Annotated in this window: 23 protein-coding genes and 1 riboswitch; of the genes, 9 read left to right on the top strand and 14 right to left on the bottom strand. The window is 63.9% G+C overall.

Annotated features, from left to right (window positions below; all coding sequences use genetic code 11):
* Window positions 1-136: 136 nt before the first annotated feature.
* Both pknB and RhoBH5_RS15580 read left to right on the top strand, forming a co-directional pair.
* Window positions 137-2,200: a Stk1 family PASTA domain-containing Ser/Thr kinase gene (gene pknB, locus RhoBH5_RS15585; RefSeq protein WP_270008493.1), complete on the top strand. Its 2,064-nt coding sequence runs from the start codon at window positions 137-139 to the stop codon at window positions 2,198-2,200.
* Window positions 2,201-2,227: 27 nt separating this feature from the next.
* Entirely contained in the window at window positions 2,228-2,656 is a 429-nt protein-coding gene (locus RhoBH5_RS15580; RefSeq protein ID WP_270008492.1) for a protein-tyrosine phosphatase family protein, read from the top strand.
* Between the two features lie 83 nt (window positions 2,657-2,739).
* Here the strand turns inward: RhoBH5_RS15580 and RhoBH5_RS15575 are convergent, their stop codons facing one another.
* From RhoBH5_RS15575 to RhoBH5_RS15540, 8 genes are all read right to left on the bottom strand, one after another.
* On the bottom strand, window positions 2,740-4,125 hold the full coding sequence (locus RhoBH5_RS15575) for a class II 3-deoxy-7-phosphoheptulonate synthase (RefSeq protein WP_007730070.1): 1,386 nt from the start codon (window positions 4,123-4,125) through the stop codon (window positions 2,740-2,742).
* A 90-nt stretch (window positions 4,126-4,215) separates the two neighbouring features.
* Entirely contained in the window at window positions 4,216-4,707 is a 492-nt protein-coding gene (locus RhoBH5_RS15570) for a polyadenylate-specific 3'-exoribonuclease AS (RefSeq protein WP_003941683.1), read from the bottom strand.
* Window positions 4,708-4,773: 66 nt separating this feature from the next.
* Window positions 4,774-5,580 (bottom strand): lysophospholipid acyltransferase family protein, encoded by an 807-nt coding sequence (locus RhoBH5_RS15565; protein ID WP_047270098.1) that lies wholly within the window; start codon window positions 5,578-5,580, stop codon window positions 4,774-4,776.
* 94 nt (window positions 5,581-5,674) lie between these two features.
* Complete coding sequence (locus RhoBH5_RS15560) at window positions 5,675-6,715, bottom strand: ROK family protein (protein WP_020969875.1); 1,041 nt, start codon at window positions 6,713-6,715, stop codon at window positions 5,675-5,677.
* A 124-nt stretch (window positions 6,716-6,839) separates the two neighbouring features.
* A complete protein-coding gene (locus tag RhoBH5_RS15555; RefSeq protein WP_065456612.1) occupies window positions 6,840-7,235 on the bottom strand; it encodes a hypothetical protein in 396 nt (131 codons plus the stop codon).
* The gene (locus tag RhoBH5_RS15550) at window positions 7,232-8,482 is read right to left on the bottom strand and encodes an ArsA family ATPase (protein ID WP_270008491.1); all 1,251 of its coding nucleotides are present in this window, start codon (window positions 8,480-8,482) and stop codon (window positions 7,232-7,234) included. The genes RhoBH5_RS15555 and RhoBH5_RS15550 overlap by 4 nt, the downstream gene beginning before the upstream one ends.
* Complete coding sequence (locus RhoBH5_RS15545; RefSeq protein ID WP_003941701.1) at window positions 8,483-8,920, bottom strand: SRPBCC family protein; 438 nt, start codon at window positions 8,918-8,920, stop codon at window positions 8,483-8,485.
* A gap of 63 nt (window positions 8,921-8,983) precedes the next feature.
* A complete protein-coding gene (locus RhoBH5_RS15540; protein ID WP_003941776.1) occupies window positions 8,984-9,370 on the bottom strand; it encodes a hypothetical protein in 387 nt (128 codons plus the stop codon).
* A 159-nt stretch (window positions 9,371-9,529) separates the two neighbouring features.
* Here RhoBH5_RS15540 and RhoBH5_RS15535 point away from each other — a divergent pair, with 159 nt between their 5' ends.
* Window positions 9,530-11,341: an AMP-dependent synthetase/ligase gene (locus tag RhoBH5_RS15535; protein WP_270008490.1), complete on the top strand. Its 1,812-nt coding sequence runs from the start codon at window positions 9,530-9,532 to the stop codon at window positions 11,339-11,341.
* 96 nt (window positions 11,342-11,437) lie between these two features.
* Here RhoBH5_RS15535 and RhoBH5_RS15530 read toward each other — a convergent pair whose 3' ends face one another.
* From RhoBH5_RS15530 to RhoBH5_RS15515, 4 genes are all read right to left on the bottom strand, one after another.
* A complete protein-coding gene (locus RhoBH5_RS15530) occupies window positions 11,438-12,565 on the bottom strand; it encodes a glycosyltransferase family 4 protein (RefSeq protein ID WP_003941734.1) in 1,128 nt (375 codons plus the stop codon).
* 78 nt (window positions 12,566-12,643) lie between these two features.
* Window positions 12,644-14,002, bottom strand: coding sequence for a peptidase MA family metallohydrolase (locus RhoBH5_RS15525; RefSeq protein ID WP_223304499.1), 1,359 nt, complete (start codon window positions 14,000-14,002; stop codon window positions 12,644-12,646).
* Between the two features lie 74 nt (window positions 14,003-14,076).
* Entirely contained in the window at window positions 14,077-15,129 is a 1,053-nt protein-coding gene (locus RhoBH5_RS15520) for a C40 family peptidase (RefSeq protein ID WP_003941704.1), read from the bottom strand.
* A gap of 324 nt (window positions 15,130-15,453) precedes the next feature.
* Window positions 15,454-16,011: a C40 family peptidase gene (locus tag RhoBH5_RS15515; RefSeq protein WP_003941754.1), complete on the bottom strand. Its 558-nt coding sequence runs from the start codon at window positions 16,009-16,011 to the stop codon at window positions 15,454-15,456.
* A 14-nt stretch (window positions 16,012-16,025) separates the two neighbouring features.
* Window positions 16,026-16,204: riboswitch (cyclic di-AMP (ydaO/yuaA leader) on the bottom strand.
* Between the two features lie 521 nt (window positions 16,205-16,725).
* Here RhoBH5_RS15515 and RhoBH5_RS15510 point away from each other — a divergent pair.
* Entirely contained in the window at window positions 16,726-18,486 is a 1,761-nt protein-coding gene (locus RhoBH5_RS15510; RefSeq protein WP_176741994.1) for a DEDD exonuclease domain-containing protein, read from the top strand.
* A gap of 78 nt (window positions 18,487-18,564) precedes the next feature.
* The gene (locus RhoBH5_RS15505; RefSeq protein ID WP_003941677.1) at window positions 18,565-18,840 is read left to right on the top strand and encodes an Lrp/AsnC family transcriptional regulator; all 276 of its coding nucleotides are present in this window, start codon (window positions 18,565-18,567) and stop codon (window positions 18,838-18,840) included.
* A gap of 8 nt (window positions 18,841-18,848) precedes the next feature.
* On the opposite strand, the gene trpD is transcribed toward RhoBH5_RS15505, so the two are convergent.
* Together trpD and RhoBH5_RS15495 are read right to left on the bottom strand one after the other, a co-directional pair.
* Window positions 18,849-19,940, bottom strand: a complete 1,092-nt coding sequence (gene trpD, locus RhoBH5_RS15500; protein WP_003941751.1) for an anthranilate phosphoribosyltransferase — start codon at window positions 19,938-19,940, stop codon at window positions 18,849-18,851.
* Between the two features lie 139 nt (window positions 19,941-20,079).
* Complete coding sequence (locus RhoBH5_RS15495; protein WP_030537046.1) at window positions 20,080-20,568, bottom strand: hypothetical protein; 489 nt, start codon at window positions 20,566-20,568, stop codon at window positions 20,080-20,082.
* A 127-nt stretch (window positions 20,569-20,695) separates the two neighbouring features.
* Here RhoBH5_RS15495 and ctaE point away from each other — a divergent pair, with 127 nt between their 5' ends.
* From ctaE to qcrB, 4 genes are all read left to right on the top strand, one after another.
* On the top strand, window positions 20,696-21,307 hold the full coding sequence (ctaE, locus tag RhoBH5_RS15490; RefSeq protein ID WP_007730060.1) for an aa3-type cytochrome oxidase subunit III: 612 nt from the start codon (window positions 20,696-20,698) through the stop codon (window positions 21,305-21,307).
* Between the two features lie 64 nt (window positions 21,308-21,371).
* On the top strand, window positions 21,372-22,223 hold the full coding sequence (qcrC, locus tag RhoBH5_RS15485) for a cytochrome bc1 complex diheme cytochrome c subunit (protein ID WP_270008489.1): 852 nt from the start codon (window positions 21,372-21,374) through the stop codon (window positions 22,221-22,223).
* Window positions 22,220-23,362 (top strand): cytochrome bc1 complex Rieske iron-sulfur subunit, encoded by a 1,143-nt coding sequence (gene qcrA, locus RhoBH5_RS15480; RefSeq protein ID WP_007730058.1) that lies wholly within the window; start codon window positions 22,220-22,222, stop codon window positions 23,360-23,362. The genes qcrC and qcrA overlap by 4 nt, the downstream gene beginning before the upstream one ends.
* 59 nt (window positions 23,363-23,421) lie before the next feature.
* Window positions 23,422-25,026 (top strand): cytochrome bc1 complex cytochrome b subunit, encoded by a 1,605-nt coding sequence (gene qcrB, locus RhoBH5_RS15475; protein ID WP_007730057.1) that lies wholly within the window; start codon window positions 23,422-23,424, stop codon window positions 25,024-25,026.
* Window positions 25,027-25,067: the final 41 nt, after the last annotated feature.

Raw genomic sequence — 25,067 nt, 5'->3', positions numbered from 1 at the left:
CGGTGGATGTAAATGGGTGCCCTCACTGCGGGAGCCAGTACGCGGTAAACAACCACCCACATGCCGACAGCTACCACCTAGACCGCAAGCAGACAGATCGCAAGCACGGAGGAACAGTCATTACGGAGGTCGAGGGTTGATCGGCGAAATGCTCGAGCGCCGCTATCGAGTGGACGCACCGATCGCGCGCGGCGGTATGTCGACCGTGTATCGAGGCCTCGATACACGGTTGGATCGACCTGTCGCGATCAAGGTGATGGACCCGCAATTCGCCGGCGATCCAGCGTTCCTGACTCGTTTCGAGTTCGAGGCCCGGGCCGTGGCCCGACTCAAGCATCCGGCCCTTGTGGCCGTCTACGACCAAGGCAGCGATCGCAATCACGTGTTCCTCGTGATGGAACTCGTCGACGGTGGCACCTTGCGTGAACTCCTTCGTGAGCGCGGACCGATGCCGCCACACGCAGTCGCTGCAGTCGTGGCACCTGTCCTGGACGCGTTGGCGGTGGCGCATCGAGCGGGACTGGTTCACCGTGACGTCAAACCCGAGAACATCTTGATCTCGGACACCGGCGAAGTGAAGATCGCCGACTTCGGATTGGTGCGTGCAGCTGCGGCAGCAACCACCACCTCCAACAGCGTGATCCTCGGCACCGCGGCCTATCTGTCGCCGGAACAGGTGACGTCAGGAATTGCCGACACTCGAAGCGACGTCTACTCGACCGGTGTGTTGATGTTCGAACTTCTCACCGGTACAACACCGTTCACCGGCGATTCGTCACTCTCCATCGCCTACCAACGCATCCACGACGATGTCCCGCGCCCAGGTTCACGTATCCCCGGTGTACCGGCGCAGTTCGATCGTCTGGTCGCCGAAGCCACTCACCGCGAGCCCGCACATCGTTTCGCCGACGCCGGTGAGATGGCAGCTGCACTTCGCAGTGTGAGCGAGCAACTGGAACTTCCGTCATACCGCGTTCCCGCTCCGCGTCGAAGCGCCCAGCACCAGAGCGCGCAAGTTGCCCCGGCCCGGCCACAACCGGCGCCTGCGCCTCCCACGGAGGTACACCCGAACTCTGCTGCGCGCCCGAACCCTGCTGCCACGACGGTATTGGCGTCCGGCGTGGCCCCGGCTGTGGCAGCCACCACGGCGCTCGGCACGGGCTCTCCTCCCCCTGGCGGTATCCAGCACACTCGCGCGGTCACCGCACAAACTGCTCGTCCGGCGACGGTCGACGGCGACTCGGATTTCGACGACGGTTCCGATTTCGGCGACGACCACCCGGGGCACGACGATCCGCATGCTCATTTTGTCGAGGCACGACGCAAATCGCGACGAGCCACCCTGATCTGGCTGCTCGTCATCGCGGTCCTCGCGCTCGCGTTGGGCTTCGGCGGATGGTGGATGGGCTCGGGCCGCTATACAGCTGTTCCCTCGATCGACGGGCTGACCAAGGACACTGCGGTCACCGCTCTGCAGGACGCCGGGCTCTCCCCCGACGTCCAGGGTCAGTACTCCGACGCCCAACCCATCGACACGGTGATCGGGACAGACCCGGCCTCCGGCTCGAGGGTTACCAAAGGCTCGACCGTGGCGTTACTGACTTCGCTCGGGCGTCCGACTGTCCCGCCCATTCCGGCCGGCGGCGACGTCTCGGCCCTGGGCGCACAACTCGCCGACCGCACTCTCGTCGCGGTCGACGGCGGGGACACATTCAGCTCCAAGATCCCGATCGGCGGCGTGGCCGCGCTCGACCCGGCACCGGGAACCGAAGTTGCCGTGGGCTCCTCGGTCAAGGTCATCACGTCCAAAGGGTCACCGCCCGTAGACATTCCCGATGTGAAGGGCATGTCCGAGAACGCTGCGCGCGCCGCCCTCGACAAGGTAGGCATCTCAGTCAGCACCACCAGAACAACGTTCGACGACGCCGTCGAGGGCGGTAGCGTGATCGGCACCGATCCCGCAGTCGGGTCCTCCGTCAACGCCGGCACCTCCGTGGTTCTCCTCATCTCCGATTCCGTCAAGGTTCCCTCGCTGATCGGCCGCTCCGTCTCCTCAGCACGCGAAGAACTCGGCCGCCTCGGCCTCGAGATCACCGTGCGTCAGCTCACCCAGAACGACAGCTCGGTCATCATCAGCCAGAGCGTCAAGAACGACCTCGTTGCCAAGGGCACCGACATCAGCGTCGTCGCAATTCCCTGACAGTCCGCTTCGGCCTAATCTGAATTCATGGCCACGTGGGAACCCGAGAGCATTGGGATACTCGACTTGCCGTCGGGGAGATCGATTCGGGGTCGAGGACTCCGCAATCCACTTCCTTCCGGACCTCTCCCCACCTTCGGCGTCTATCTGACCGGCAAAGAACCTCCCGACACCGAATGGGAGTCGGAGTGGGTCCGCTGGCGAGATTTCTGGTTGCCGAGCGATCCCGATGCGCTGCGCAGGGCCTTGCACGAAGTGTGGGTGCGCTCGGAAACCGAAAGAGTCGAGATCGCTTGTGGTGGTGGATACGGCCGCACCGGAACAGCGTTGGCCACTCTTGCCGTCATGGACGGAGTGCCCAGTAAGGACGCCACCGCGTACGTTCGCGCACGTTACTCACCTCGCGCCGTCGAAATGCCCTGGCAGCGCCGATTCGTCACACGATTCACGCAATAGCGAACGCCCCCACCTGCGCGAGCGGGTGAGGGCGGTTGCCGAAAATCTATGCCGGCGCGAATCAGCTTCGGCGAAGCAAGGTTTCAGCCTCGCAGCATCTCGGCCACGAGGAACGCGAGCTCCAACGACTGTTGGGTGTTCAATCGGGGGTCGCACGCCGTCTCGTAGCGACCGCCGAGATCGAGGTCGGAGATGTCCTGCGCGCCGCCGAGGCACTCGGTGACGTTCTCACCGGTCAGCTCGACGTGGATGCCACCCGGATGCGTGCCGAGACCGTTGTGGACCTCGAAGAATCCCTGGACCTCGTCGACGATGCGGTCGAAGTGGCGCGTCTTGTACCCGGTGGAGGCTTCGTGGGTGTTGCCGTGCATCGGATCGCACTGCCAGATGACCTGGTGACCGGTGGCTTGGACCTTCTCGATGATCGCCGGCAGCAGGTCGCGGACCTTGCCGTTGCCCATGCGCGAGATCAGAGTCAGACGACCTGGCTTGTTGGTGGGGTCGAGACGCTCGACGTATTCCACCGCCATTTCCGGCGTCGTGCTCGGGCCGATCTTGAGGCCGATCGGGTTGGACACCAACTCGGCGAAGGCGATGTGCGCGCCGTCGAGCTGACGAGTGCGGTCACCGATCCAGAGGAAGTGAGCCGACAGGTCGTAGAGCTTGGGGTGATCGCTGTCGTTGTCGAGACGCAGCATCGCGCGCTCGTAGTCGAGAACCAGAGCCTCGTGGCTGGCAAAGATCTGTGCCTGGTGCAGGCTCGGATCGGTGACGCCACACGCGTTCATGAACTGCAGGCCGCGGTCGATCTCGGCTGCCAGTTGCTCGTAGCGTGCGCCCGCGGGAGACGCTGCGACGAATTCGCGGTTCCAATCGTGCACCTTGTGCAGGTCGGCCATGCCGGCGCCGGTGAGTGCGCGAACCAGGTTCATCGCGGCGCTGGCGTTGGCGTATGCACGCACCAGTCGCGAAGGATCGTGGGCGCGGACTGCCTCGTCGGCGACGAGCGAGTTGATCATGTCGCCGCGGTAGGACTTCAGACCCAACGAGTCGATGTCGGCCGAGCGCGGTTTGGCGTACTGGCCGGCGATGCGAGCGACCTTGACGACCGGCATCGAGGAACCGTAGGTGAGCACGACGGCCATCTGCAGCAACGTGCGGATGTTTCCCTTGATGTGCGGCTCGGTGTTGTCCGCGAAGGTCTCGGCGCAGTCACCGCCCTGGAGCAGAAATGCCTCACCACGCGCGACCTGCGCGAGACGCTCTTGCAGCGCCTCGACTTCGCTGGCCACCGTGATGGGAGGCACGCTCTCGAGCACAGTCCGCATGGCGGCCGCCTGGTCAGCGGGCCACGAGGGCTGCTGAGCAGCGGGCTTCGCGAGCGCCTCGTCGAGCTGCTTACGCAGTCCGGCAGGCAGCGGCGGGAGTTCGGGCAAGCGGTCGATCGGCACGTCGACAGTCCAGTTCACCTCTACAGGATATTCGCTCGCTCGTCGGCGCGTCACACAGGCTCTCGATCGCAGCCCAATCGGAACACTTCCCGCGCACCGAAACCTGGGTCAGCGAAGTGACCGTGCAGCCGAAATGGCGTCGAACTTCACGAGGTTGTGCCTGGCGTCGGCAAGTGCGTCGTGTGCGTCGGCGGGCGCCGACGGGAGGGCAGGACTGCCGTTGTCTTCCCAGAACTGTCGGAGTTCGCGGGTGTACCGCGGCATCGACTGCGGTAGTTCCGTCATGTCGCCCCACAACTGGCACAGCGCGACGTGGTCGTAGGCGGCGACCCACGCCCAGAGCTCCGGAACCACCATCGGCCGCGGAACGAAGAATTTCAGAAGATCGTCGCGGATCTTCTCGCGTGATTTCCACAGCGGCGACGAAGGCTGCGGCAACTTCGGCAGCACGTTCTTGCGCACCCAACTACCGGCACGGGCGGGATCGAACTCCGTCGAAACCGCGTAGTACTCTCGGCCGTCCTCACAGACAACGCCGATGGACACGAGATCGATGGTTCGACCGTCTTCGATGAATTCACAGTCGTAGAAGTAGCGCACGTCCGAAAACTATGCCGCACGCGCAGGCTCTGGAGCCAATGCGCGTGCGGCCGGTGTGGGAAATCTCTAGCTGGCTTGTGCGTCCGGGAGCGAATCCTTGTCGGTCTTCGCGGATTCCTTCGACTCGGCCGAGGCCACGAGATCGACAACCGACTCGCTGCCTTCCGCCGGAACGTCGACGGCAGCTTCGGGTTTCGTGGGCGCCTGGTTCTTGAGGCTCGCCGCGTAGATGTCCACGTACTCCTGGCCGGAGAGTTTCATCAACTTGTACATCACCTCGTCGGTCACAGCGCGCTCGACGAAGCGGTTTCCGCCCATGCCTTCGAAGCGGGAGAAATCGATGGGTTCGCCGACGATCACGGTGACCTTGGCGGGACGCCACATCCGTGAGCCGATCGGATTCATCTTGTCGGTGCCGACCATCGCTACCGGGATCACCTTGACGCCCGATTCAAGTGCGAGGCGCGCCATTCCGGTCTTGCCTTTGTAGAGGCGACCGTCAGGCGAGCGCGTCCCCTCGGGGTAGATACCCAGCAAGCTGCCCGAACCGAGGACCTTGAGACCGGCGTTGAGTGCATCCTGGGCCGCGTCTGCACCGGTTCGGTCGATGGGGACCTGACCGACCGCGGTGAAGAACCACTTCTGGAAAGCGCCCTTCAGACCGGAACCGGTGAAGTACTCACTCTTGGCAAGGAACGTGATGCGGCGGTTGACGCGAAGCGGAAGGTAGAACGAGTCCAGAACCGCCTGGTGATTGCTGGCCAGAATGGCCGCCCCGTCAGTCGGAATGTTCTCGTGACCCTTGACCGTCGGACGCCCGAGCAGCCAGAGAATCGGCCCCAGCAACACATACTTGAAGAGCCAATACCACACGGCGTCCCTCCCATTCACAGCTGAATTTCGCTGAGTACGACCTTACTGCCGACCGGTAACCCCCGCTACACACGCCCCTGCAGGATCGACCCGATCACAGTCCGGCAGACGTGGTTCCAGCGCCGTCGACCCCACCGAGATCCTGAGGCACTACCGATCGGGCCAAAGCGGCGGCGCCGACCATGCCCGCAGCTTCGCCCAGCTGAGCGGAACGGATGCGGGCCAGTGGGCGGTGCTTCGCCCCGGTCAACAATGTCGCGTATTGCTCGCGGGCGTCGTCGAGAAACAGTGGGGCAGAACTCGCGACGCCGCCGGCGATCACGACCAGATCGGGATCGTAGACGTCACCGACCATGGCCAGACCCACGGCCAGCCAACGGGTGAACTCGGCGATCGTTGCCAGCGCGAGTGGGTCACCGTCCTGCGCGGCGTTGGCGATCCGGCGACCGGTGAGCGAACCAGGATCCACCGCTACCTCACGCGCCAGGACCGTCGACGCGGCCGGGTCGGCGGCAAGCAGTTCGATTGCCGTGTCGACGAGCGCCGTTCCGCTGCAATAGCGCTCCCAACACCCACGTTTGCCACACGCGCACTGACGCCCGCCCGGAACGACCTGGATGTGGCCCAGTTCGGGAGCGACTCCGTGACTCCCCCGGTACAGCTCACCGTTGATCAGCAGCGCTCCACCGATTCCGGTCCCGATTGCCACCATCACGACATTGCGGCCACCTGCGGCCGCGCCGAATCGGTGCTCCGCGAACGCCGCCGCATTGGCGTCGTGTTCGAGAACGACCGGCAAGCCGAGCCGCTTGCTCAAGTCACTTCCGACCGGCGCGTCCACCCACGGCAAGTGCGGAGCGAACCGAACCGAGCTTCGATCGGAGGTGATGAAGCCGGCGACCGCCAACCCCACGGCCGATACCTCGTGCCTGGTGACCAATTCGCGCACGACGCGATCGAGACCGTCTTCGAGTGCCCTGGCCGACTGCGGGGTCGGGGCTTGAATCATCTCGAGCACTTGTCCGTCGACGTCCACGACGGAGGCCCTGATACTCGTCCCGCCGACGTCGATGCCGACCGTCAAGATGTCGTCCATGGTGGAGTCGGAGACCGCTTTCAAGCGGCGCGCGCTCATCGCGACGATTCCCGCGCGAGCGGCGTCCGCTGGAGTGCGCACCCTGAATCGGTGCCTCGTGCGTCGGTGACCATTGTGTCGATTGTGCTCATCTCGGGCCGTTCGCTCTACCCGGGGTACTGAGTCAGTCCTTGACCGTCACGTTGATCGGGACAAATGCCGCCGTGCGAGTTCGCTCCGCACCTGGCGTCGTCGGACCGCCGTCCGGTCCACGATCGGGACCTGACGGCCCCCCGAGAAACTCGTCGAGAATCTCACGAAGCAACGCAAGGAATGCTGCTGCTTGACCCGCGAGGAATGCCAACAGTTCGTGGTGCTCACCGCGAACCAGTGCGGCGAGGGCGCACACCGGGCACCAGCTGCAGCCGGTGAACACCGGCTGCGTGTCCGTGGACGCCGAGTCACTCGCAACGTCTGGGGTCGCTGCTGCGGCCTTCTGCAGCACCGGTTCCAGGCGCGTCAGAACGGTTTCCGCCAGCGCGCGAAACTCCGCGACGAGGCGCTCGTGCTCTTCGCTCATACCGGCCACACCGCGGGATCCGGGCTGAACCGGATGATCAGGTAACTGCCGTCCAACTCCGCCCCGTTCACGACACAACGACGCAGCACCGACGCCAAACGAACTCTGCGTCGTACGCCGTCTGCTCCCACCAGCACATCGTCCTCCACCCGGCCCAACGACAACGACGACGGATCCACGAGCGGAAGGTACATCCGCATCACGTACACCGAATCGACTCCGGTCCCGGACTCCAACGACACCACGATGTTGTCCGCGGTACCGACGGTGCCCGAATCCGTGCCCGTTCCACCCTCGAACGTGGCCGCGATCTCGCCCAGAGCGGCCAACCCTACCGGTTCGGCGCAAGCGCGTTCGACCGTTGTGACGGACATTCCATCGGTTGATCCACGCAGTTCGTCCACGACGAGTGCCTGAGCCGCCCGGATCGACGCGAGCCACTGCGCCGCCGGTGAATCGTCGACACCCTTCCCGGCGGACGAGTTGAACTGCGGGACAAGGTTGTTGACCACAATCCCGTCAACTCGCAACCCGGCCAGAGCCAGCCCGGACAACGTCCGACGAGTCGCCGCGACCGACACGCCGTCGGCCGACGTCACCACACGCACGCCGGTGTTCTCCCGATCCGAGAGGTGAACCGCGATCCGATCCACCGACGCGAGCACGCATTCGACGACGGACACGAGCAGGAGCAGCCGCATGTCCGTACCTGTCACAGCCACCATCCGCCTGTGCCGCGGCCACAATCGCTCGAGATACTCCGACACCATCGACGGCGAGCCGAGTATCCGCAGCGCTTCGGCTGCGGCCGGACAGTCCACGATCACGACGTCGTAGTCGCCGCTGTCCGAGAGGTCGACGATCTCGGCGAGCCCGAGCATGTCTTGGATGCCCAGGGATCCCGTCAACTCTTCCGGTTCCAAGCCCTCGAATGACGAACCGTGTTCGTGATCTCCCGCTCCGAAAGTTCCTGCAGCGTCGATCAACCCCGACAATCCTCGGAACTTGTCCTCGAGGAGCGCTGACGTGTCGAGTTGCCGGACGTCGAGACGCTCGGTGAGAGATGTGGTCGTTCGCGGATTCGGCACGCCCAGGACGTCTGCAAGAGAACCTGCCTGATCGATCGACACGAGCAGCACTCTCGCCCCATCGGTCGCAGCCGACACAGCAGTCGCTGCGGCAAGCGTCGTCGTGCCTACTCCGCCTTTACCGACGAACAGTTGGACGCGCGATCGTTGCTCCGGCACTCAGCCCTCGACTCGCTTCTTCAGTTCCTTCAGAGCTGTGTCGGTGATGATCTTCTCGGCCTTGCGCTTGAACAGTCCGATCATCGGAATCGTCAGGTCGACCGTCAACTCGTAGGTGACCGACGTGGTGCCGTTCGGGCCGGGCTCGAGTGTGTACGAACCGAATTGGGACTTCTGAATCTCGCCCGAGATCAGCTCCCAACTCACCGCCATACCGTCCGGTGCCCACGAATACTGCAGTTCGTAGGTGTCCTTCACCATCCCCGCGTCGAGGACGAAACGTACTCGGTCCGCGCGGCCGCCCTGTCCCGGCGCCGTCACCTCGACGGACTTCGCCGCGGCCACCCACTCGGGGTACCGCTCGAAATCGGCGATGACGTCCATCACGGCGTCGGCAGGAGCGTCGATGCTGATCAACCCCTTGGTCTTCTCGGCCATACGACTGCGCTACCTTCCTTCGTCAAAAGTCCAGAACCTGCACAACGTGCAGTGCTTCGATTATCAGTCCGGTGCTACTCCGGCGGCACGTCCCGCTTCGAGTTCGCGTTTGAGCTGGAACGACATGACCTTGCCGTCGACCCGACGCTTGCGGTTCATCCCGGCGAGGTCGAGGGTCGCCAGATCGGACGGCGATACGCCGACCGGCTCACAATGCAGGAAGTAGTGCGCGATCGTCCCGTCCATGACCGGTTCGAGCCACACCTCCATGGTGCCGACCAGCTGACCGGACACCCCCCAACGGAATCCTGCGGGACCGCGATCTTCCCGGACTTCGAGCTCGAGATCACTGAACCAGCGACGCCACTGCGCGCGCGAGGACAACAGTTCGGCGACCCGCTCGGGCGGGGCGGCGATGAAAGTCTGGTCTGCGACCTGAATGCTGCTCACCGAAGTAGCTTCACATATCGCGTCCGCGAAGCGTCGAGGGGTGTCGCAACACTACATACCGGACAGACTGTAAGCCTGGCCACAACTGCGTCGGACATGCGACTACAGTAGGAGACGAAAACCCTACTCGTCAGTATTTCGCAGTGTCGGAGGTATTTCGTGCCTGAGTTCAGCGCACCCCAGACGTTCACCATTCCCGAGGATGCCTCCGCGGTCGACTCGGTCTTCGCCTTCGCGAAGACGAAGCCGGCGGCGGTTGTCTACAAGCGCAAAGTCGGAAATGCATGGGTCGATGTCACTGCAGGCGATTTCGCCGCTCAGGTGACTGCCGTCGCCAAGGGCCTGATCGCGATCGGAGTCGAGCAGGGCGATCGCGTCGGCCTCATGTCGGCGACTCGCTTCGAATGGCCGCTCGTCGACTACGCCATCTGGGCGGCCGGCGGCGTGACGGTTCCGATCTACGAAACCTCCGCAGCCGAGCAGGTTCGCTGGATTCTCGAGGACTCCGAAGCAATCGACCTCATCGTCGAGAACGACGCACATGCCGCGACCGTGAAGGACGTCGCTGCAGCCGCCCCCGCGCTGCGCACGGTGTACCAGATCGATGCCGCGGCAGGCGGTAAAGGTGTTGTCGAGGAATTGACCGCACTGGGCGCCGACATCTCCGACGAGGACGTCCACGCCCGCGTCGCTGCACTGAAGGCATCCGATCCCGCGACCCTGATCTACACGTCGGGCACCACGGGCCGACCCAAGGGCTGCCAGCTGACGCACTCCAACCTGATTGCCGAGTCGAAGGGCATCCTCGACTCCAACCTCGGCACGCTGCTCAAGACTCCTGGCGTTGGCACTCTGATGTTCTTGCCGCTCGCGCACGTTCTCGCTCGCGCAGTCAGCATCGCGTCGTTCGATGCCGGTGCAGCGCTGGGGCACACGAGCGACATCCCGAACCTCGTTCCGACGTTCGGCGAGTTCACGCCCGACTTCATCCTCTCGGTGCCGCGCGTGTTCGAGAAGGTCTACAACAGCGCACGCGCCAAGGCGCACGGCGACGGCAAGGGAAAGATCTTCGACGCGGCCGCAGACACCGCCGTCGCGTGGAGCGAGGCGCAGGACAAGGGCGGCGCCGGCATCGTTCTCAAGGCCAAGCACGCTCTCTTCGACAAGCTCGTGTACTCGAAGCTGCGCGCAGCGCTCGGCGGGCAGTGCCAGCTGGCCATTTCCGGTGGTGCACCTCTGGGCGCTCGACTCGGCCACTTCTTCCGCGGTATCGGTGTCACGATCTACGAGGGCTACGGACTGACCGAGACCACCGCAGCGTTCGCCGTCAACACCATCGGCGCACAGAAGGTCGGTTCTGTCGGAAAGCCGTTGGCCGGCAACTCCGTTCGTATCGCAGAAGACGGCGAAATCCTCCTCTCGGGACCGGTGGTCTTCACCGGCTACTGGCGCAACGAGAAGGCGACCGCCGAGTCGATCGAGAACGGCTGGTTCCACACCGGCGACCTCGGCACCGTCGACAAGGACGGCTACATCACCATCACCGGCCGCAAGAAGGAAATCATCGTCACGGCAGGCGGCAAGAACGTCTCCCCCGCTCAGCTCGAAGATTCCCTTCGCGCGCACCCGCTGATCAGCCAGGCCATCGTGGTCGGCGACCAGAAGCCTTTCATCGGCGCCCTCATCACCATCGACGCCGAAGCTCTCCCCGCCTGGAACGAGCGCAACAACAAGGCCGCAGGAACCACAGCGGCCGACCTGGTTTCGGACGGCGAACTGGTCGGCGAAATCCAGGACGCCATCGACGAGGCCAACAAGCTCGTCTCACACGCCGAGGCGATCAAGAAGTTCCGCATTCTTCCGGTCGACTTCTCCGAGGACACAGGCGAACTCACGCCCACGATGAAGCTCAAGCGCAACGTCGTGCACGAGAGCTTTGCCGCCGACATCGAAAAGATCTACGCCAAGTAGTCTTTCGCCGATCAGCCCTCTGCCGACACGAACGTGCCGACATGAACGGCCCGCACCGAATTCGGTGCGGGCCGTTCGCGTTCGAGTCCCGTTTGCTCAGCCGAGGAGATTACGCAGTTTCGAAGCGAGCGTGTCCCACTTCCAGTCTTCGGCAACCCATGCCCGGCCGGCTGCTCCCATCGCGGCCGCGCGATCACGATCGGACAGCACCTCGATCACGGATTCGGCGACGTCGCGAACAGAGGTGCCGTCGACCACGAGCCCGGTCTTGTTCTGCTGCACCGTTTCCGGAGCGCCACCACTGCGCCCGGCGATGACCGGCACACCGGTAGCCGAGGCCTCGAGGTAGACGATTCCCAGTCCTTCGACGTCCAATCCGGCGCCTCGGGTACGGCACGGCATGGCGAACACGTCGGCGATCGTGTGGTGCGCTGCCAACTCTGCGGCGGGCACCGTGCCCGTGAAGACGACGTGATCGTCCATCCCGGTCTTACGCGCCAATTGGCGGAGATGGTCCTCGTACGGCCCACCTCCGACGATCACCAGTACCGCCCCGTCAATGCTCTTGCGTACGGTCGGCAGCGCCTTGATGAGCATGTCCTGCCCCTTGCGTGGCACGAGCCGCGACAGGCACAGGATCGTGGGCCGCTCGCCCAGCCCGTATCGCTTACGCAGTTCCGCGCGGGCGACCGAGTCCGGGTGGAACACTGACGTGTCCACTCCGGAAGGAAGGTGCTCGAGCGCCGCTTGCGGGCCGAAGGCCGCCGAGAACCGCCCACGGGTGTATTTGCTGACGAACGTCACCGCATCGGTGTGGTCACCGATCACACGCAACGACTGCCGCGCACCGGGAATCATCGACCATCCGACCTCGTGGCCGTGAGTACTCGCGATCACTCGGCTCGCTCCGGCGCGTCGAACAACCGGTGCCAACAACGCCAACGGCGCTGCCGCACCGAACCAGACCGACTCGCAGTCGTGCTTCTTGACCAACTTCGCGGCTCGACGAGCGACAAAAGGCGACGGCAGCATCAGCGTCGTCGGGTGCCGAACGACCTCGAAAGGCTGTGCCGCATCGAACTTCTTGTGCGAGTCGCCCCGCCACCGCGGTGCGTACACCACCAACTTGTCCGGCGGCAGATGCCCGGCGAACGTGTGGAGATAGGACTGGATACCTCCGGGGCGAGGAGGAAAATCGTTGGTCACCAAGAGGGTCCGGCGCATCCGTCCACCGTAGGGCACTCGGTGCTTCAAACGTGCGAAGGGCACCTCGCCGCTGCAATCGACCCAGCCGCGAACTACTCAGCCCAGATGGCTGTTGGTCCAGTCGACCCATCCGGCTCGCAGTTCCTCGGTTCCGACGCCAACGACCGCTCGGATCCGCGAATCGAGGTCTTCGGCCGTCATCTTTCCGGAGGCGAGAGCGCGAAAGAGGTCGGTCAGCTTTGCTTCTCCGAATCGATCGGCGATATACGCGTTGATCGACCACGCCGATTCGTACGCCAGTGAACTCACGACCGGTACACCGCTGAACTGCGTGTCGTCCGGAAACTCGGTCGGAGTATCGCCGGAGCGTACCGCTGCCGCCAGAGTCGGCGCGATCTCACCCCAGGCCCGCGAGGATCCACGGTTTCCCGCGTATTCGGCAAACCCTTCCAATACCCACATCGGCGACCCGTCACGGGTTTTCGATCGGGCGGCTATGTGCATCAGTTCGTGGCGCAACACCGTTCGCCTGGTGATGTCGGTCAACCTCGAAGCCGCGGCAGGCGAGAAGACCACCCGCTGGCCACTCACGTCGGAAGACCCGTCCGCCGTCGCATCCGCGACCGACACTGCAGCAATCGAAGCGCCGTCGTGATGGGAGCCGACCAGTGCGGTGAATTCCTCAGCGGACCCCGCCACCATGAGCACCGCGCGCTCGGACCACCACGGCCCCCACAACTGCGTCGTGTTCTCGATGGCTGAGTCCACATCGGCAGCCAAAGCGTCGACGAACGCCTGCTGACCCGGGTGGCCGATCACCAGCGCGTTACCCGCAGAATTCTCGGCGACGGCAAGCGGGCCGAAGTCCCAGGGGCCGTTCCAGGATTCGCCCGCCGTTCGGGCGCCGTCCAGTCCGACGATCGACCCGTCCGCAAGAACCGACCACTGATCGCCGCGTTTCGCGAGCGTCATGGACACTGCCTTGCGCGTGGGCAATGCGTCGACGCCGTCGAGGGCGTACCGCAACAGAACTTGCGCATTCCATACTTCGACGTCTCCGCCCGGCGCACCGGTTCGCGGCGCCGGAGTCAGGCCGCCGCTGGGAATCTCGTATCCCCAGTCGGAGAATTCAAGCGCTCCCGCAGCAGTGGCTCGTCGAACTTCCGCCTCGAGCACACCGGGTGCGGCGGCACTGTCGACGAACTTCGCCAGCCCCGACGGATCGTCGGACATCTGAGCCGCGGCCCATGCATCGAGAAAGCTCTGGACTTGAGCGCTGCGTTCCGCGTCCTGTTCGGCGGCGGCATTTTCGTCGGAATCGGACCTGTTCGTCAGGAAGATCGTCAGGCCCAGAACGAGCACCACGGCTACACCGAGCGCCACGAGGGCCGGATACTCCCAACGGCGTGGTCGATCTGCGCCGACGTCGGGCGTCGTCATCGGTTCAGTCGGCACGGTGCCGAGTGTAGGAGAACTCGACTCGACGCTTCACGGCGGCTGGCCACACGCCGCTCGGGCGCAGCAAGCCGTCAGTAACGACGCGCAGTGGAGAACTCCATGCCTGCCATCGACTGGACCTTCACCGGTACGCCGAACGTCGACGCATGCAGAATGTTTCCGTCGCCGGCGTAGATGCCGACATGCGAGTTGTCGCTGTAGAAAGTCACGACGTCGCCGGGCTGTAGTTGGTCCCTCGACACCGGTACACCGCCCTGCGCCTGCGCTTGGCTCGATCGCGGCAGAGTCTTTCCGATCTGCTTGTAGGCCCACACCACCAGACCTGAGCAGTCGAACTCGTTCGGGCCGGTCGCGCCCCAGACGTACGGGTCACCGATCCGCGTGAGGCCTGCCTGCAGAGCAGCAGCACCCGAGCCAGGGGTCAAGTTAGCCAGAATTTTGCTGAGATCGACGTCCGGCGGGAAAGGCGTACCGCTCAGTTGGTTACGTTCGTCGTCGGTGAGATTCTGGAAGGCTTTGGTCACGTCGGCGATCTGCGTCTGCAGTTCACTCTGCTTGCGCTGCAAATCGTCACTGAGCGCGCGGGCTTGATCGGCGGCGGTTCGCGCTTCTTCGGCCGATCGCTTCGACGCTTCCGAGGCGGCACGCGCATCGGCAGTGGCTTGGTTGAACTGAGAGACCTGTACTGCCGCGTCGTTGGAAATCACGTCGAGCGCAGACATCTGGTCGAGCAACTGCTGCGGCGAGTCGCTCACCATCAACGCAAAGAGGCGATTGGTTCGCGCACCCTGGTAATTCGCTGTGGCAATACGGTTTACCGCCGGAGCGAACTCGGCGACGCGCGCCGAAGCCGCGTCGAGAAGACCCTGATCGGCTGCCGATCGCACGTCCGCATCATTCGCGACTGCCAGCTTCGCGTCGAGGTCGATCTGCGCGTTGTGCAGCGCTTCGTTGGTCTGCTCGGAAACCCGGGAGAGTTCACCGAGCTTGTCGAGCGCCTCGGTGGGGTTGGTGATGACGGGGTCGGCACCGGCCTGCATCGAAGGCCCTGCAACGAGTCCGAACGCCAGCACTCCCACTGTCAATGCGGCCCGTACTCGACTGTTGTTTTTCGATGAAACCACGGAATGCAACTCTCCGTCTCGGTGAAGCGACGCCGACCGGGACCGGTCGACGATCTGTTAGCTGGCTGTCAACTATCCACAGTACCTGTCTCGGCCGCGCAATGTCTCGATAAGGTTACGGAACGGCATACGTTTGTGTCTACTCGCCGGTAGGCGTGTCGGGGTGAAGTACCGGGCGAATTGTCGCGAAACGAAAATGTGGGCCCCGAATCGAAGATTCGAGGCCCACATTCGAAGATCCGGAGCTCCCCCGAGCTCCGCCGCATCACAGCGGCGGATCGTTCCGACTGCCTACCGGAGACAGCCGTCGAGCGTGTTCAGAAATCAGTAACGGCGAGCGCCGTCGTACGGCATCGAGGACACCGGAGCGAGCTTCACGGGCTGACCAGCGGTCGACGCGTGGATGACATTGCCGTTACCGGCGTAGATGCCCGAATGCGATCCGCCGTAGAAGGAGATCACGTCGCCGACCTGAAGATCGGACTGTGCGACGGCAACGCCGGCTGCAGCCTGGTCGTAGCTCGTGCGAGGCAGGTTGAGACCGGCCTGCTTGTATGCCCACTGAACGAGACCGGAGCAGTCGAATGCGTCCGGGCCGGCTGCGCCGTACACGTACGGGGAGCCCAGCTTGCTCTCTGCGGCGCGAACTGCCTGCTCACCAACACTGGAGATGGGAGCGGCCGGTGCAGCCGGTGCGATGTCGGTGATGCCCGGAATGACCGGCAACTGAGGAATAGAAACGCCCGGAACCTCGAACGTGCCGACGCCGGGGATGGTGATGGGGTCTGCCGAGGCAGGTGCAGCGGTTGCAGCGAATGCTCCGACTGCGAGCGCGCCGGCTACTGCCAACTGCGCTGAACGCTTGAAACTCTGTGACGCCACTTAAGGGGTGCTCCATTTCTTCCATTCATCCGCCGACCGAGTTAGCTGACGGGTTCGGGCTGGGAAGATCAGCCCTACCCGCGTGGTCTGCAGCGATCCTGCGTGCTGCACCCCAGGCGGGATTCACCCCAGTGGAAACTTGGGTTCCCGGTTCGGGTTCCTCGCGGAGATCCCGATTAGGCGGTTCCTGACGATGCCGGTCCTGTTTGGTCCGGCAAGACTTCGTTAGGTCTCAGGAAGGTTACGAAATGATCGCGACGATGTCGACCGCTTCGTGACAATCGTGCCCGATTCGCCGGAAATCGTGGTGCCGCGCCCGCGATACGCCCGGCGGGTCACGGGGAGATAACAACAGGTCGGTTCGGCGACCCACTCCAGGCCGTCAAACCCGCGCCCGCTACCCACTGCCAAGGCTCACCAAACCCGACAATCCGATCTTCCATGCAGTTCAACGATGATTACTTGAAACTAGAACCTGTTCCGGTCACGGACGCGGTTTCAGCCGTCGACAGACGCACCGAAGACCCCTCGACTCGCCCTACTCACAAGTAGGCGCGCGTCCACATTCGCGAGTTCCCACCGCAAGTGTGATCCTCGTCTCTCCTACTTTTGTCGGGCGTTCATCCACCGATTTCGCAATGGAAGTCCGTGCGGGTCGGATTCCGTGTCTGCACTCTCGAATTCGTGTCGGGGGGTACTTCTACTGTCTGCGGTGTGAGTCCCGCCTCGGCCCGAGAATTTCCGTCTCCGCCCCCGTTCTCCGACGGGGAGAAGTTCGACGTCGGGCGGCAACTGAGCTTCGACGAACTGGACACACCGCTGAGCGAGACAACATTTGTCGTCGTCGACCTCGAGACCACAGGGGGCAGCGCCGACCAGGACTCCATCACCGAGATCGGCGCCGTCAAGATCCGCGGCGGCGAGGTACTGGGCGAAATGGCAACACTCGTCGACCCCGGCCGGTCGATTCCGCCCTACATAGTCGAACTGACCGGAATCACCACGGCCATGCTGATCGGCGCACCTCCCATCGAACGTGTCCTGCCTGCATTTCTCGAGTTCGCCGAGGGCGCGGTGCTGGTGGCACACAACGCGCCGTTCGACATCGGTTTCCTCAAAGCAGCGGCGTCACGCAGCGCGCGCCCGTGGCCCGCGTTCCGTGTCCTGTGCACCGTCAAACTCGCCCGGCGCGTACTCACACGCGACGAGGCACCTTCGGTGAAGCTCTCCGCACTCGCCCATCTCTTCCAAGTGACCACCCAGCCGACGCACCGGGCTCTCGACGACGCGCGTGCGACCGTCGACGTCCTCCACGGACTGATCGACAGGGTCGGAAACCAGGGTGTCCACAGTTACAGCGAACTAGTCGACTACCTGCCCAACATTTCCTCGCATCAACGGGCCAAACGGTCCTTCGCCGCAAACCTGCCGCGAAGCCCCGGTGTCTACCTTTTCCGCGGTCCTTCCGACGAAGCCCTCTACATAGGAACTGCTACCGACCTTCGACGCCGCGTCCGCAACTACTTCACCGGTTCGGAGACCCGCGGCCGGATGAAGGAAATGGTCGCGCTGGCCACCCGCGTGGACCATGTCGAGTGCGCGCACGCTCTCGAGGCCGGGGTGCGTGAACTACGACTGCTGAGCGCGCATGCGCCGCCGTACAACCGTCGCTCCAAGTTTCCCAAGCGAGGTTGGTGGATCACCCTCACCGACGAGGCGTTTCCGAGACTGTCCGTGGTTCGCACGCCCACGGCCGATTCGATCGGCCCGTTCACCTCTCGCGGCGACGCAGTCGACGTCGCCGACACCGTCGCAGAGTTCAGTCGTCTGCGCACGTGTACCAAGCGTCTCGGACGCGGCGCCGTTCACGGCCCTGACTGCCCCGCTCGCGAACTGGGGGCGTGTCCAGCCTCCTGGACCCCGGAAATCAACGCAGAGGACTACGCGGCCGCCCCTGAGGCCGTGCGTGGATTCTTCCGAGGAACCAACGACGCTCCCCTCCAACAGATGCAGGCCCGGATCGACGAGCTGTCCGCACACGCGTTGTTCGAGAATGCTGCTCGTCTGCGTGACCGAACGGTCGCAGTCGCCACCGCAGTGCGGCGCACTCAGCGACTCGCTGCAGTCGCGGCGATCGAACAACTCGTTCTCGCCCGCCCCACCGGAGACGGCGGCTGGGAGCTGTCGGTGATCCGGTCCGGGCGTCTCGCGTCCGCCGGGCTCGCCAGACGTGGGACTCACCCGATGCCCGTCGTCGACGCCATCACCGCGGCGGCCGAAACCGTCCTACCGGACGACGCCCCGTTCCGCGGCGCGTCACCCGAAGAACTGGGACTGATCGCAAGGTGGCTCTCGTCGGACGGTGTCCGAATCGTGTCGGCGACATCCGGATACGTCGAACCTGTGAGCGGCGCCGGCAAGTGGGAAGCCTGGTGCCGACTCGCCCGAGCCGGAACCGAATCCGAACATCGATGACGTAACGGCGGGGCGGCACCCCTAAGCTCGATCGAAACCACCGGGTCATCACAACCCGCAGGGAAATCGAGGAGAGAAATGATCAACGCCATCGTCATGATTCACGCCGAGTCCGCTCGGATCCCGGAAACCGCGCAGGCCGTCGCCGACCTGTCCGGAGTGACCGAGGTCTACTCGTGCGCAGGTGACGTCGATTTGATCGCCATCGTGAAAGTGCGTGACCACGCCCAGATCGCCGACGTGGTCACCGGAGGAATCAACAAGGTGCCCGGCGTTCTCCGAACCGCCACACACATTGCGTTCCAGTCATTCTCCAGCGCAGACGTCGAGGCCGGTTTCTCGCTGGGTGAATAGCCCCTCGATCAGGCTTGGTCGGCCAGCTCGGCGGTGAGCGCCGCCCACTTGTGAAGCAGTTCAGCGCCCGCGCCGCTGTCGATCGCGGCAGCGGCTGCAGTCATCCCGGCAGAGATCGCACTCTCGAGATCGTCGCCGACACCGTTGAATGCCGCGATGGCTGCTCCCGCGTTCAGCAGGACCGCGTCCCGGACCGGCCCCTTCTGCCCGGAAAGCAGCGTTCTGGCGACGGTGGCGTTGATTTCGGCGTCGCCTCCACGCAACTCTTCGAGAGGAACGCGGTCGATTCCGAGGTCACGCGGATCCAGCGTGACAGTTCGCACACTTCCACCGCCGACGATGTGAACCGTCGACGTCGTCGATGTGGTCAGTTCGTCCAGTCCGTCGTCTCCCCGTACCACCAACGCCGAATTGCCGCGCTGCGCAAGGACTCCCGCGACGACCGAGATCAGTTTCGGAAATGCGCACCCGATCAGCCCGGCACGCGGACGAGCCGGATTGGTCAGTGGACCGAGCACGTTGAATGCCGTCGGAATGCCGATTTCCTTGCGAGGCACCGCCGCAAAGCGCAGTGCGGGATGGAAGACCGGCGCGAAACAAAAGCCGATGCCGACCTCTTCGACGCACCTCGCAACCTGCTCCGGCCCGAGGTTGATGCGAACGCCGAGCGCCTCGAGCACGTCGGCGCCACCGCTCTTGGACGAAGCAGCGCGGTTGCCGTGCTTGACAACTCGCACACCGGACGCGGCAACCACGATCGAGGCCATCGTCGAGATGTTCACCGTGTTGGAGCGGTCACCACCCGTGCCGACGATGTCGACGACGTCGGAATCGACCGGCACGCGCCTGGAGTGTTCGAGCATCGCGGCGGCGAGCCCTTCCAACTCCGCGGGGGTTTCTCCCTTCATCTTCAGACCGACCCCGAAAGCAGCGATCTGAGCGGAGGTGGCGTTGTCCGACATGATCTCGCCCATAGCCCAGCGACTGTCGGCTTCCGACAAGTCACTGCCGTCCGTGAGCAAACCGAGAATCATCGGCCAGGACCGCACCACTGCACTCGAATCGACGTTCACGGCGTTGGATGCGTCGGTGCCGGCCATAGTGCCTTGGTCCCCTGTCGTTCAAGTGGGCTGGATTTCGAGCTGTCGTTTCGAGCTGTCGTTTCGCGCTGCCATTTTGTGCTGCCGATGACCCTCGCAGCCTAGTCAGTGAGGTAACGAGGAAACCGAATAGGGCCGCTCAGGACTTTCTGCGACCGCGTTTGGGCGGCGCCTCCGCAAGTATCGGGGGCTGGAGCGCGTCCCACCCGGCGACCGAACCACCGAGTCGCTGCGCCAGACCAGCCATTCGTGACCGCTCCTGGGAGCAATGCAGGGCGTCAAGCACCTGGACACGCTCGAAGACGACGCGAACCGAATTCTCGACCACCGGAGTCACGTCCTCGGGCCGACCCACGCCTCGCACATATCCGTCCTGGGCGACGATGCTCTCGGCATCGGCTACCGAGCCCTCCGGGAGGTCGAGATGATGCCGCAGAACCACTTCGGACTCCGCCCTGAACTCCGGCTCGGTGGAGGCGGCACGTTCGAGAGCCGTCGAGCTCGCCTCGGCGTCGTCGAAGCCTTCGGCAACGACGACCAGATCCGACCGCCCTGCATCGAGCGGTGTCGGAATCTTCGTGCCGAAAATTCTCAGGAACCACGGTCTACTCTTGTGTGTAGCTGCCATCGCGCCAGCATATTCCGACCACGCCACCAGCGCGTTCGCCGCCCGATCCCGCGAACTCGAGCCGAGCGACGCGCCGATGGTGGACCCGAGTGGTCGTCTCTTACGACGAAGCGTCATACTTCTGTCTGTGACGAGCGCAGTAGGGACTTCAGGATCGGCAATCACCCAACGCGTGCACTCGCTGAACCGGCCGAATATGGTCAGCGTTGGCACCATCGTGTGGTTGTCAAGTGAGCTCATGTTCTTCGCAGGGCTCTTTGCCATGTACTTCGTGGCACGAGCTCAGGCGAACGGAAATTGGCCGCCGGAGCCAACCGAATTGAACCTTTATCTGGCCGTGCCGGTGACCTTGGTGCTTATCGCATCTTCGTTCACCTGCCAGATGGGTGTCTTCGCGGCTGAGCGTGGCGACGTCTTCGGACTTCGTCGCTGGTACACCATCACCTTGGTCATGGGGGCGTTCTTCGTCGCCGGCCAGGGTTACGAGTACTACCACCTCGTGCACGAGGGCACCACGATTTCGAGCAGCGTGTACGGCTCGGTGTTCTACATGACCACCGGCTTCCACGGTCTGCACGTCATCGGCGGTCTCATCGCCTTCGTCTTCTTGATCGCACGTACCCGGGTCAGCAAGTTCACGCCCGCCCAGGCCACCGCCGCGATCGTTGTTTCGTACTACTGGCACTTTGTCGACATCGTGTGGATCGCGCTGTTTGCCACGATTTATTTCATCCGTTAATCAGCTGTACGCCCCAGGCAGCCCCTGACGTCCAGTTCCGTCCCGACATACCAAAGGGATACAGATGAGTTCATCCCCCCCTCCCGCATCCGATAACTCAGCGAATGCCGCGAAGTCGCGTCGCCAGCGGAAAATCCGCCGGCGCGTCACTGGCGCGCTCGTATTGATGATGGGATTGATCAGCGCAGGTTTCCTCGCTTCGGCGTTGACACCAGCTCCGCAGGTTGCGACCGCCAGTGACGATTCAGCAGCCCTGGTTCGTGAAGGCAAGCAGCTGTACGACACGTCATGCATCACGTGCCACGGCGCGAACTTGCAGGGCGTGCAGGACCGCGGTCCCAGCCTCATCGGCGTCGGCGAAGCAGCCGTGTACTTCCAGGTCTCCTCTGGTCGTATGCCGGCAGCTCGCAACGAGGCCCAGGCTGCACGCAAGGACCCCAAGTTCGATGCTGCGCAGACCGACGCCCTCGGCGCTTTCATCCAGGCCAACGGCGGCGGCCCGACGCTCATCCGCGACGAGAACGGCGAAATCGCCCAGTCCTCGCTGCGCGGTGGCGACGTCGGACGCGGCAGTGAGCTCTTCCGGCTCAACTGCGCGTCGTGCCACAACTTCACCGGCCGCGGTGGCGCACTGTCCTCGGGCAAGTACGCCCCGGTCCTGGATCCGGCCAGCGAGCAGCAGATCTACGCTGCCATGGTTACCGGTCCCCAGAACATGCCGAAGTTCTCGGATCGTCAGCTGACGATCGAGGAGAAGAAGGACATCATCGCCTACGTCAAGTCGTCGGGCGAGTCGAAGGACCCCGGTGGGTACGGGCTCGGTGGCCTCGGTCCGGCCTCTGAGGGTCTCGCCATGTGGGCCGTCGGAATCATCGCTGTCGTCGGTGCAGCATTGTGGATCGGAGCAAGGTCATGAGCGACGCTGGCCAGCATGGCGGCGATACGCCTAAGAAGTACACAGATGAAGAGCTCGACGCGATGTCACGCGACGACCTGGTCAAGCTGGGTACCAATCTCGATGGCGTCGATGTCGTCTACCGCCGTGATCGTTGGTCGGTAAAGGGCACCAGGGCGGAAAAGCGCGCCGAGCGCAACGTCGCCTTCTGGTTCGGCCTCGCCGGCGTTTCGGCGATCGCGTTCATCGCGATCTACCTGTTCTGGCCCTGGGAGTACGCAGGCGCCGGTGACGAGAACTACGGCAAGTACAGCCTGTACACCCCGCTGATCGGCTTGACCATGGGTCTGGCGATCCTCGGTGTCGGCATCGGTGCCGTTCAGTTCACGAAGAAGTTCATCCCCGAAGAGGTCTCGATCCAGGACCGCCACGACGGTGGTTCCACCGAGGTCGATCGTCGCACGATCGTCGCCGAGCTCGGCGACACCCTCGAGACGTCCACCCTCCCCCGCCGCAAGGCCATCAAGCGCAGCTTGATGTTCGGCGGCGGCGCACTCGGCGTCATGATGGTCATGCCCCTCGGCGGACTCATCAAGAACCCGTGGGCCAAGGGCGACGACTCACCTCTGTGGGTGTCCGGCTGGACCCCGAACTACCCGGGCGAGACCATCTACCTGCGTCGTGACACCGGCCGTCCCGAGGACATCGTCCTCGTTCGCCCGGAAGATCTCGATGCCGGTTCGATGGAAACGGTCTTCCCGTTCCGCGAGTCCGACCGTGGCGACGAGCACGCTCTGCTCGCAGCACTGCGCGGCATTCGTAACTCGGTGATGCTCATCCGCCTCCGCACGGAAGACACCGCGCGTGTCACCAAGCGTAAGGGCCAGGAAAGCTTCAACTACGGCGATTACTTCGCCTACTCGAAGATCTGCACCCACCTGGGTTGCCCCACCTCGCTCTACGAACAGCAGAGCAACCGTATTCTGTGCCCCTGCCACCAGTCGCAGTTCGACGCACTGACCTACGGCAAGCCGATCTTCGGTCCCGCTGCTCGCGCACTTCCGCAGTTGCCTATTACAGTGAACGAAGAGGGCTTCCTGGTCGCCGACGGTGACTTCATCGAAGCACTCGGCCCGGCATTTTGGGAGCGTCGACCGTGACCACAACAACAACCAAACCGTCCAAGATCAGCGCGGCAGCGGCTGGACAAGCGGAGGCTATGGACTCCCGCTACCACCTCGCCGCAGGCATGCGCCGGCAGATCAACAAGGTCTTCCCGACGCACTGGTCCTTCATGCTCGGCGAGATCGCGCTCTACAGCTTCGTGATCCTGCTGATCTCCGGTGTGTTCCTGACGCTGTTCTTCGATCCGTCGATGGCACACGTCGTCTACCAGGGCGCATACCAGCCGCTTCGCGGTGTCACGATGTCTCGCGCCTACGAGACGACCCTGAACATCTCCTTCGAGGTGCGCGGCGGTCTCTTCGTTCGCCAGATTCACCACTGGGCTGCACTGATGTTCGCGGCATCGATCATCGTTCACCTCGCTCGCATCTTCTTCACCGGCGCCTTCCGTCGCCCACGTGAAGCGAACTGGGTCATCGGCTGCCTGCTGCTCATCCTGGCGATGTTCGAAGGCTTCTTCGGTTACACCATCCCCGACGACCTGCTCTCGGGCACCGGCCTCCGCGCCGCCTTCGGTGGTATCACGATGAGTATCCCGATCGTCGGTACCTGGATGCACTGGCTGATCTTCGACGGCGACTTCCCCGGCGACCTCATCATCCCGCGTCTCTACGTCGCTCACGTGCTGCTGTTCCCGGGCATCATCCTGGCCCTGATCGCCGGCCACCTCGCGTTGGTCTGGTACCAGAAGCACACGCAGTTCCCCGGCCCCGGCCGTACGGAACAGAACGTCGTCGGCGTCCGCATCCTCCCGGTCTTCGCGATGAAGGGTGGCGCGTTCTTCGCCATGACCTTCGGCGTGCTCGCACTGCTCGGTGGTCTGTTCCAGATCAACCCCGTGTGGAACATCGGTCCGTACAACCCGTCACAGGTCTCGGCAGGTTCCCAGCCCGATATCTACATGATGTGGACGGACGGCCTTGCTCGACTGTGGCCGGCGTGGGAGATCTACCTGTTCAACCGGTACACGATCCCTGCAGTGTTCGCCGTCGCCCTGATCATGGGCCTCGTCTTCGCACTGTTGATCGCGTACCCGTGGATCGAGAAGCGTCTCACCGGAGACGACGCTCACCACAACATCCTGCAGCGCCCGCGCGACGTGCCGGTCCGTACCGCTATCGGTGCGATGTCCATCGCGTTCTACCTGGTGCTCACGATCTCCTGCATCAACGACATCATCGCGTACCACCTGCACATCTCGCTGAACGCAATGACGTGGATCGGCCGTATCGGCATGGTCATCCTTCCGCCCATCGCGTACTTCGTGACGTACCGGTTCTGCATCGGCCTGCAGCGCAGTGACCGTGCAGTCCTCGAACACGGCATCGAGACCGGCATCATCAAGCGGATGCCGAACGGCCAGTACATCGAGATCCACCAGCCGCTCGGCCCCGTCGACGAGCACGGACACCCGATCCCGCTCGAGTACCAGGGTGCTGCTGTCCCGAAGAAGATGAACAAGCTCGGCCTCGCCGGCAAGCCCGGTAGCGGTAGCCTGATCACCGCTGACCCAGTCGAGGAGAGCGAGGCTCTCGAAGCCGCTCATCACGAAGCTGAGCACGAGCAGCTTCAGATCCTTCTGGACTACCAGAACCGAACCAACGGCAAGTCCGATGGTTCAAGTGGAGAACTCCACTAAGAACGTCAGTTGACCAGTGAGGTCCCGAACCGGATTCCGGT

Origin of the sequence: Rhodococcus sp. BH5 (genome assembly GCF_027583855.1) — a bacterium.
Classification (GTDB): domain Bacteria; phylum Actinomycetota; class Actinomycetes; order Mycobacteriales; family Mycobacteriaceae; genus Rhodococcus_F; species Rhodococcus_F qingshengii.
The sequence above is the reverse complement of the archived record's forward strand: the minus strand, read 5'-3'. Positions and strand labels throughout refer to the sequence as shown.

Bases quoted from the DNA above. Each gene is read 5' to 3' on its own strand.
- qcrB (WP_007730057.1), top strand. From the start codon at position 23,422: ATGGACTCCCGCTACCACCTCGCCGCAGGCATGCGCCGGCAGATCAAC.
- RhoBH5_RS15580 (WP_270008492.1), top strand. From the start codon at position 2,228: ATGGCCACGTGGGAACCCGAGAGCATTGGGATACTCGACTTGCCGTCG.
- RhoBH5_RS15495 (WP_030537046.1), bottom strand. From the start codon at position 20,568: ATGGCAGCTACACACAAGAGTAGACCGTGGTTCCTGAGAATTTTCGGC.
- qcrA (WP_007730058.1), top strand. From the start codon at position 22,220: ATGAGCGACGCTGGCCAGCATGGCGGCGATACGCCTAAGAAGTACACA.
- RhoBH5_RS15555 (WP_065456612.1), bottom strand. From the start codon at position 7,235: ATGAGCGAAGAGCACGAGCGCCTCGTCGCGGAGTTTCGCGCGCTGGCG.
- qcrC (WP_270008489.1), top strand. From the start codon at position 21,372: ATGAGTTCATCCCCCCCTCCCGCATCCGATAACTCAGCGAATGCCGCG.
- RhoBH5_RS15545 (WP_003941701.1), bottom strand. From the start codon at position 8,920: ATGGCCGAGAAGACCAAGGGGTTGATCAGCATCGACGCTCCTGCCGAC.
- RhoBH5_RS15560 (WP_020969875.1), bottom strand. From the start codon at position 6,715: ATGAGCGCGCGCCGCTTGAAAGCGGTCTCCGACTCCACCATGGACGAC.
- RhoBH5_RS15505 (WP_003941677.1), top strand. From the start codon at position 18,565: ATGATCAACGCCATCGTCATGATTCACGCCGAGTCCGCTCGGATCCCG.
- trpD (WP_003941751.1), bottom strand. From the start codon at position 19,940: ATGGCCGGCACCGACGCATCCAACGCCGTGAACGTCGATTCGAGTGCA.
- RhoBH5_RS15530 (WP_003941734.1), bottom strand. From the start codon at position 12,565: ATGCGCCGGACCCTCTTGGTGACCAACGATTTTCCTCCTCGCCCCGGA.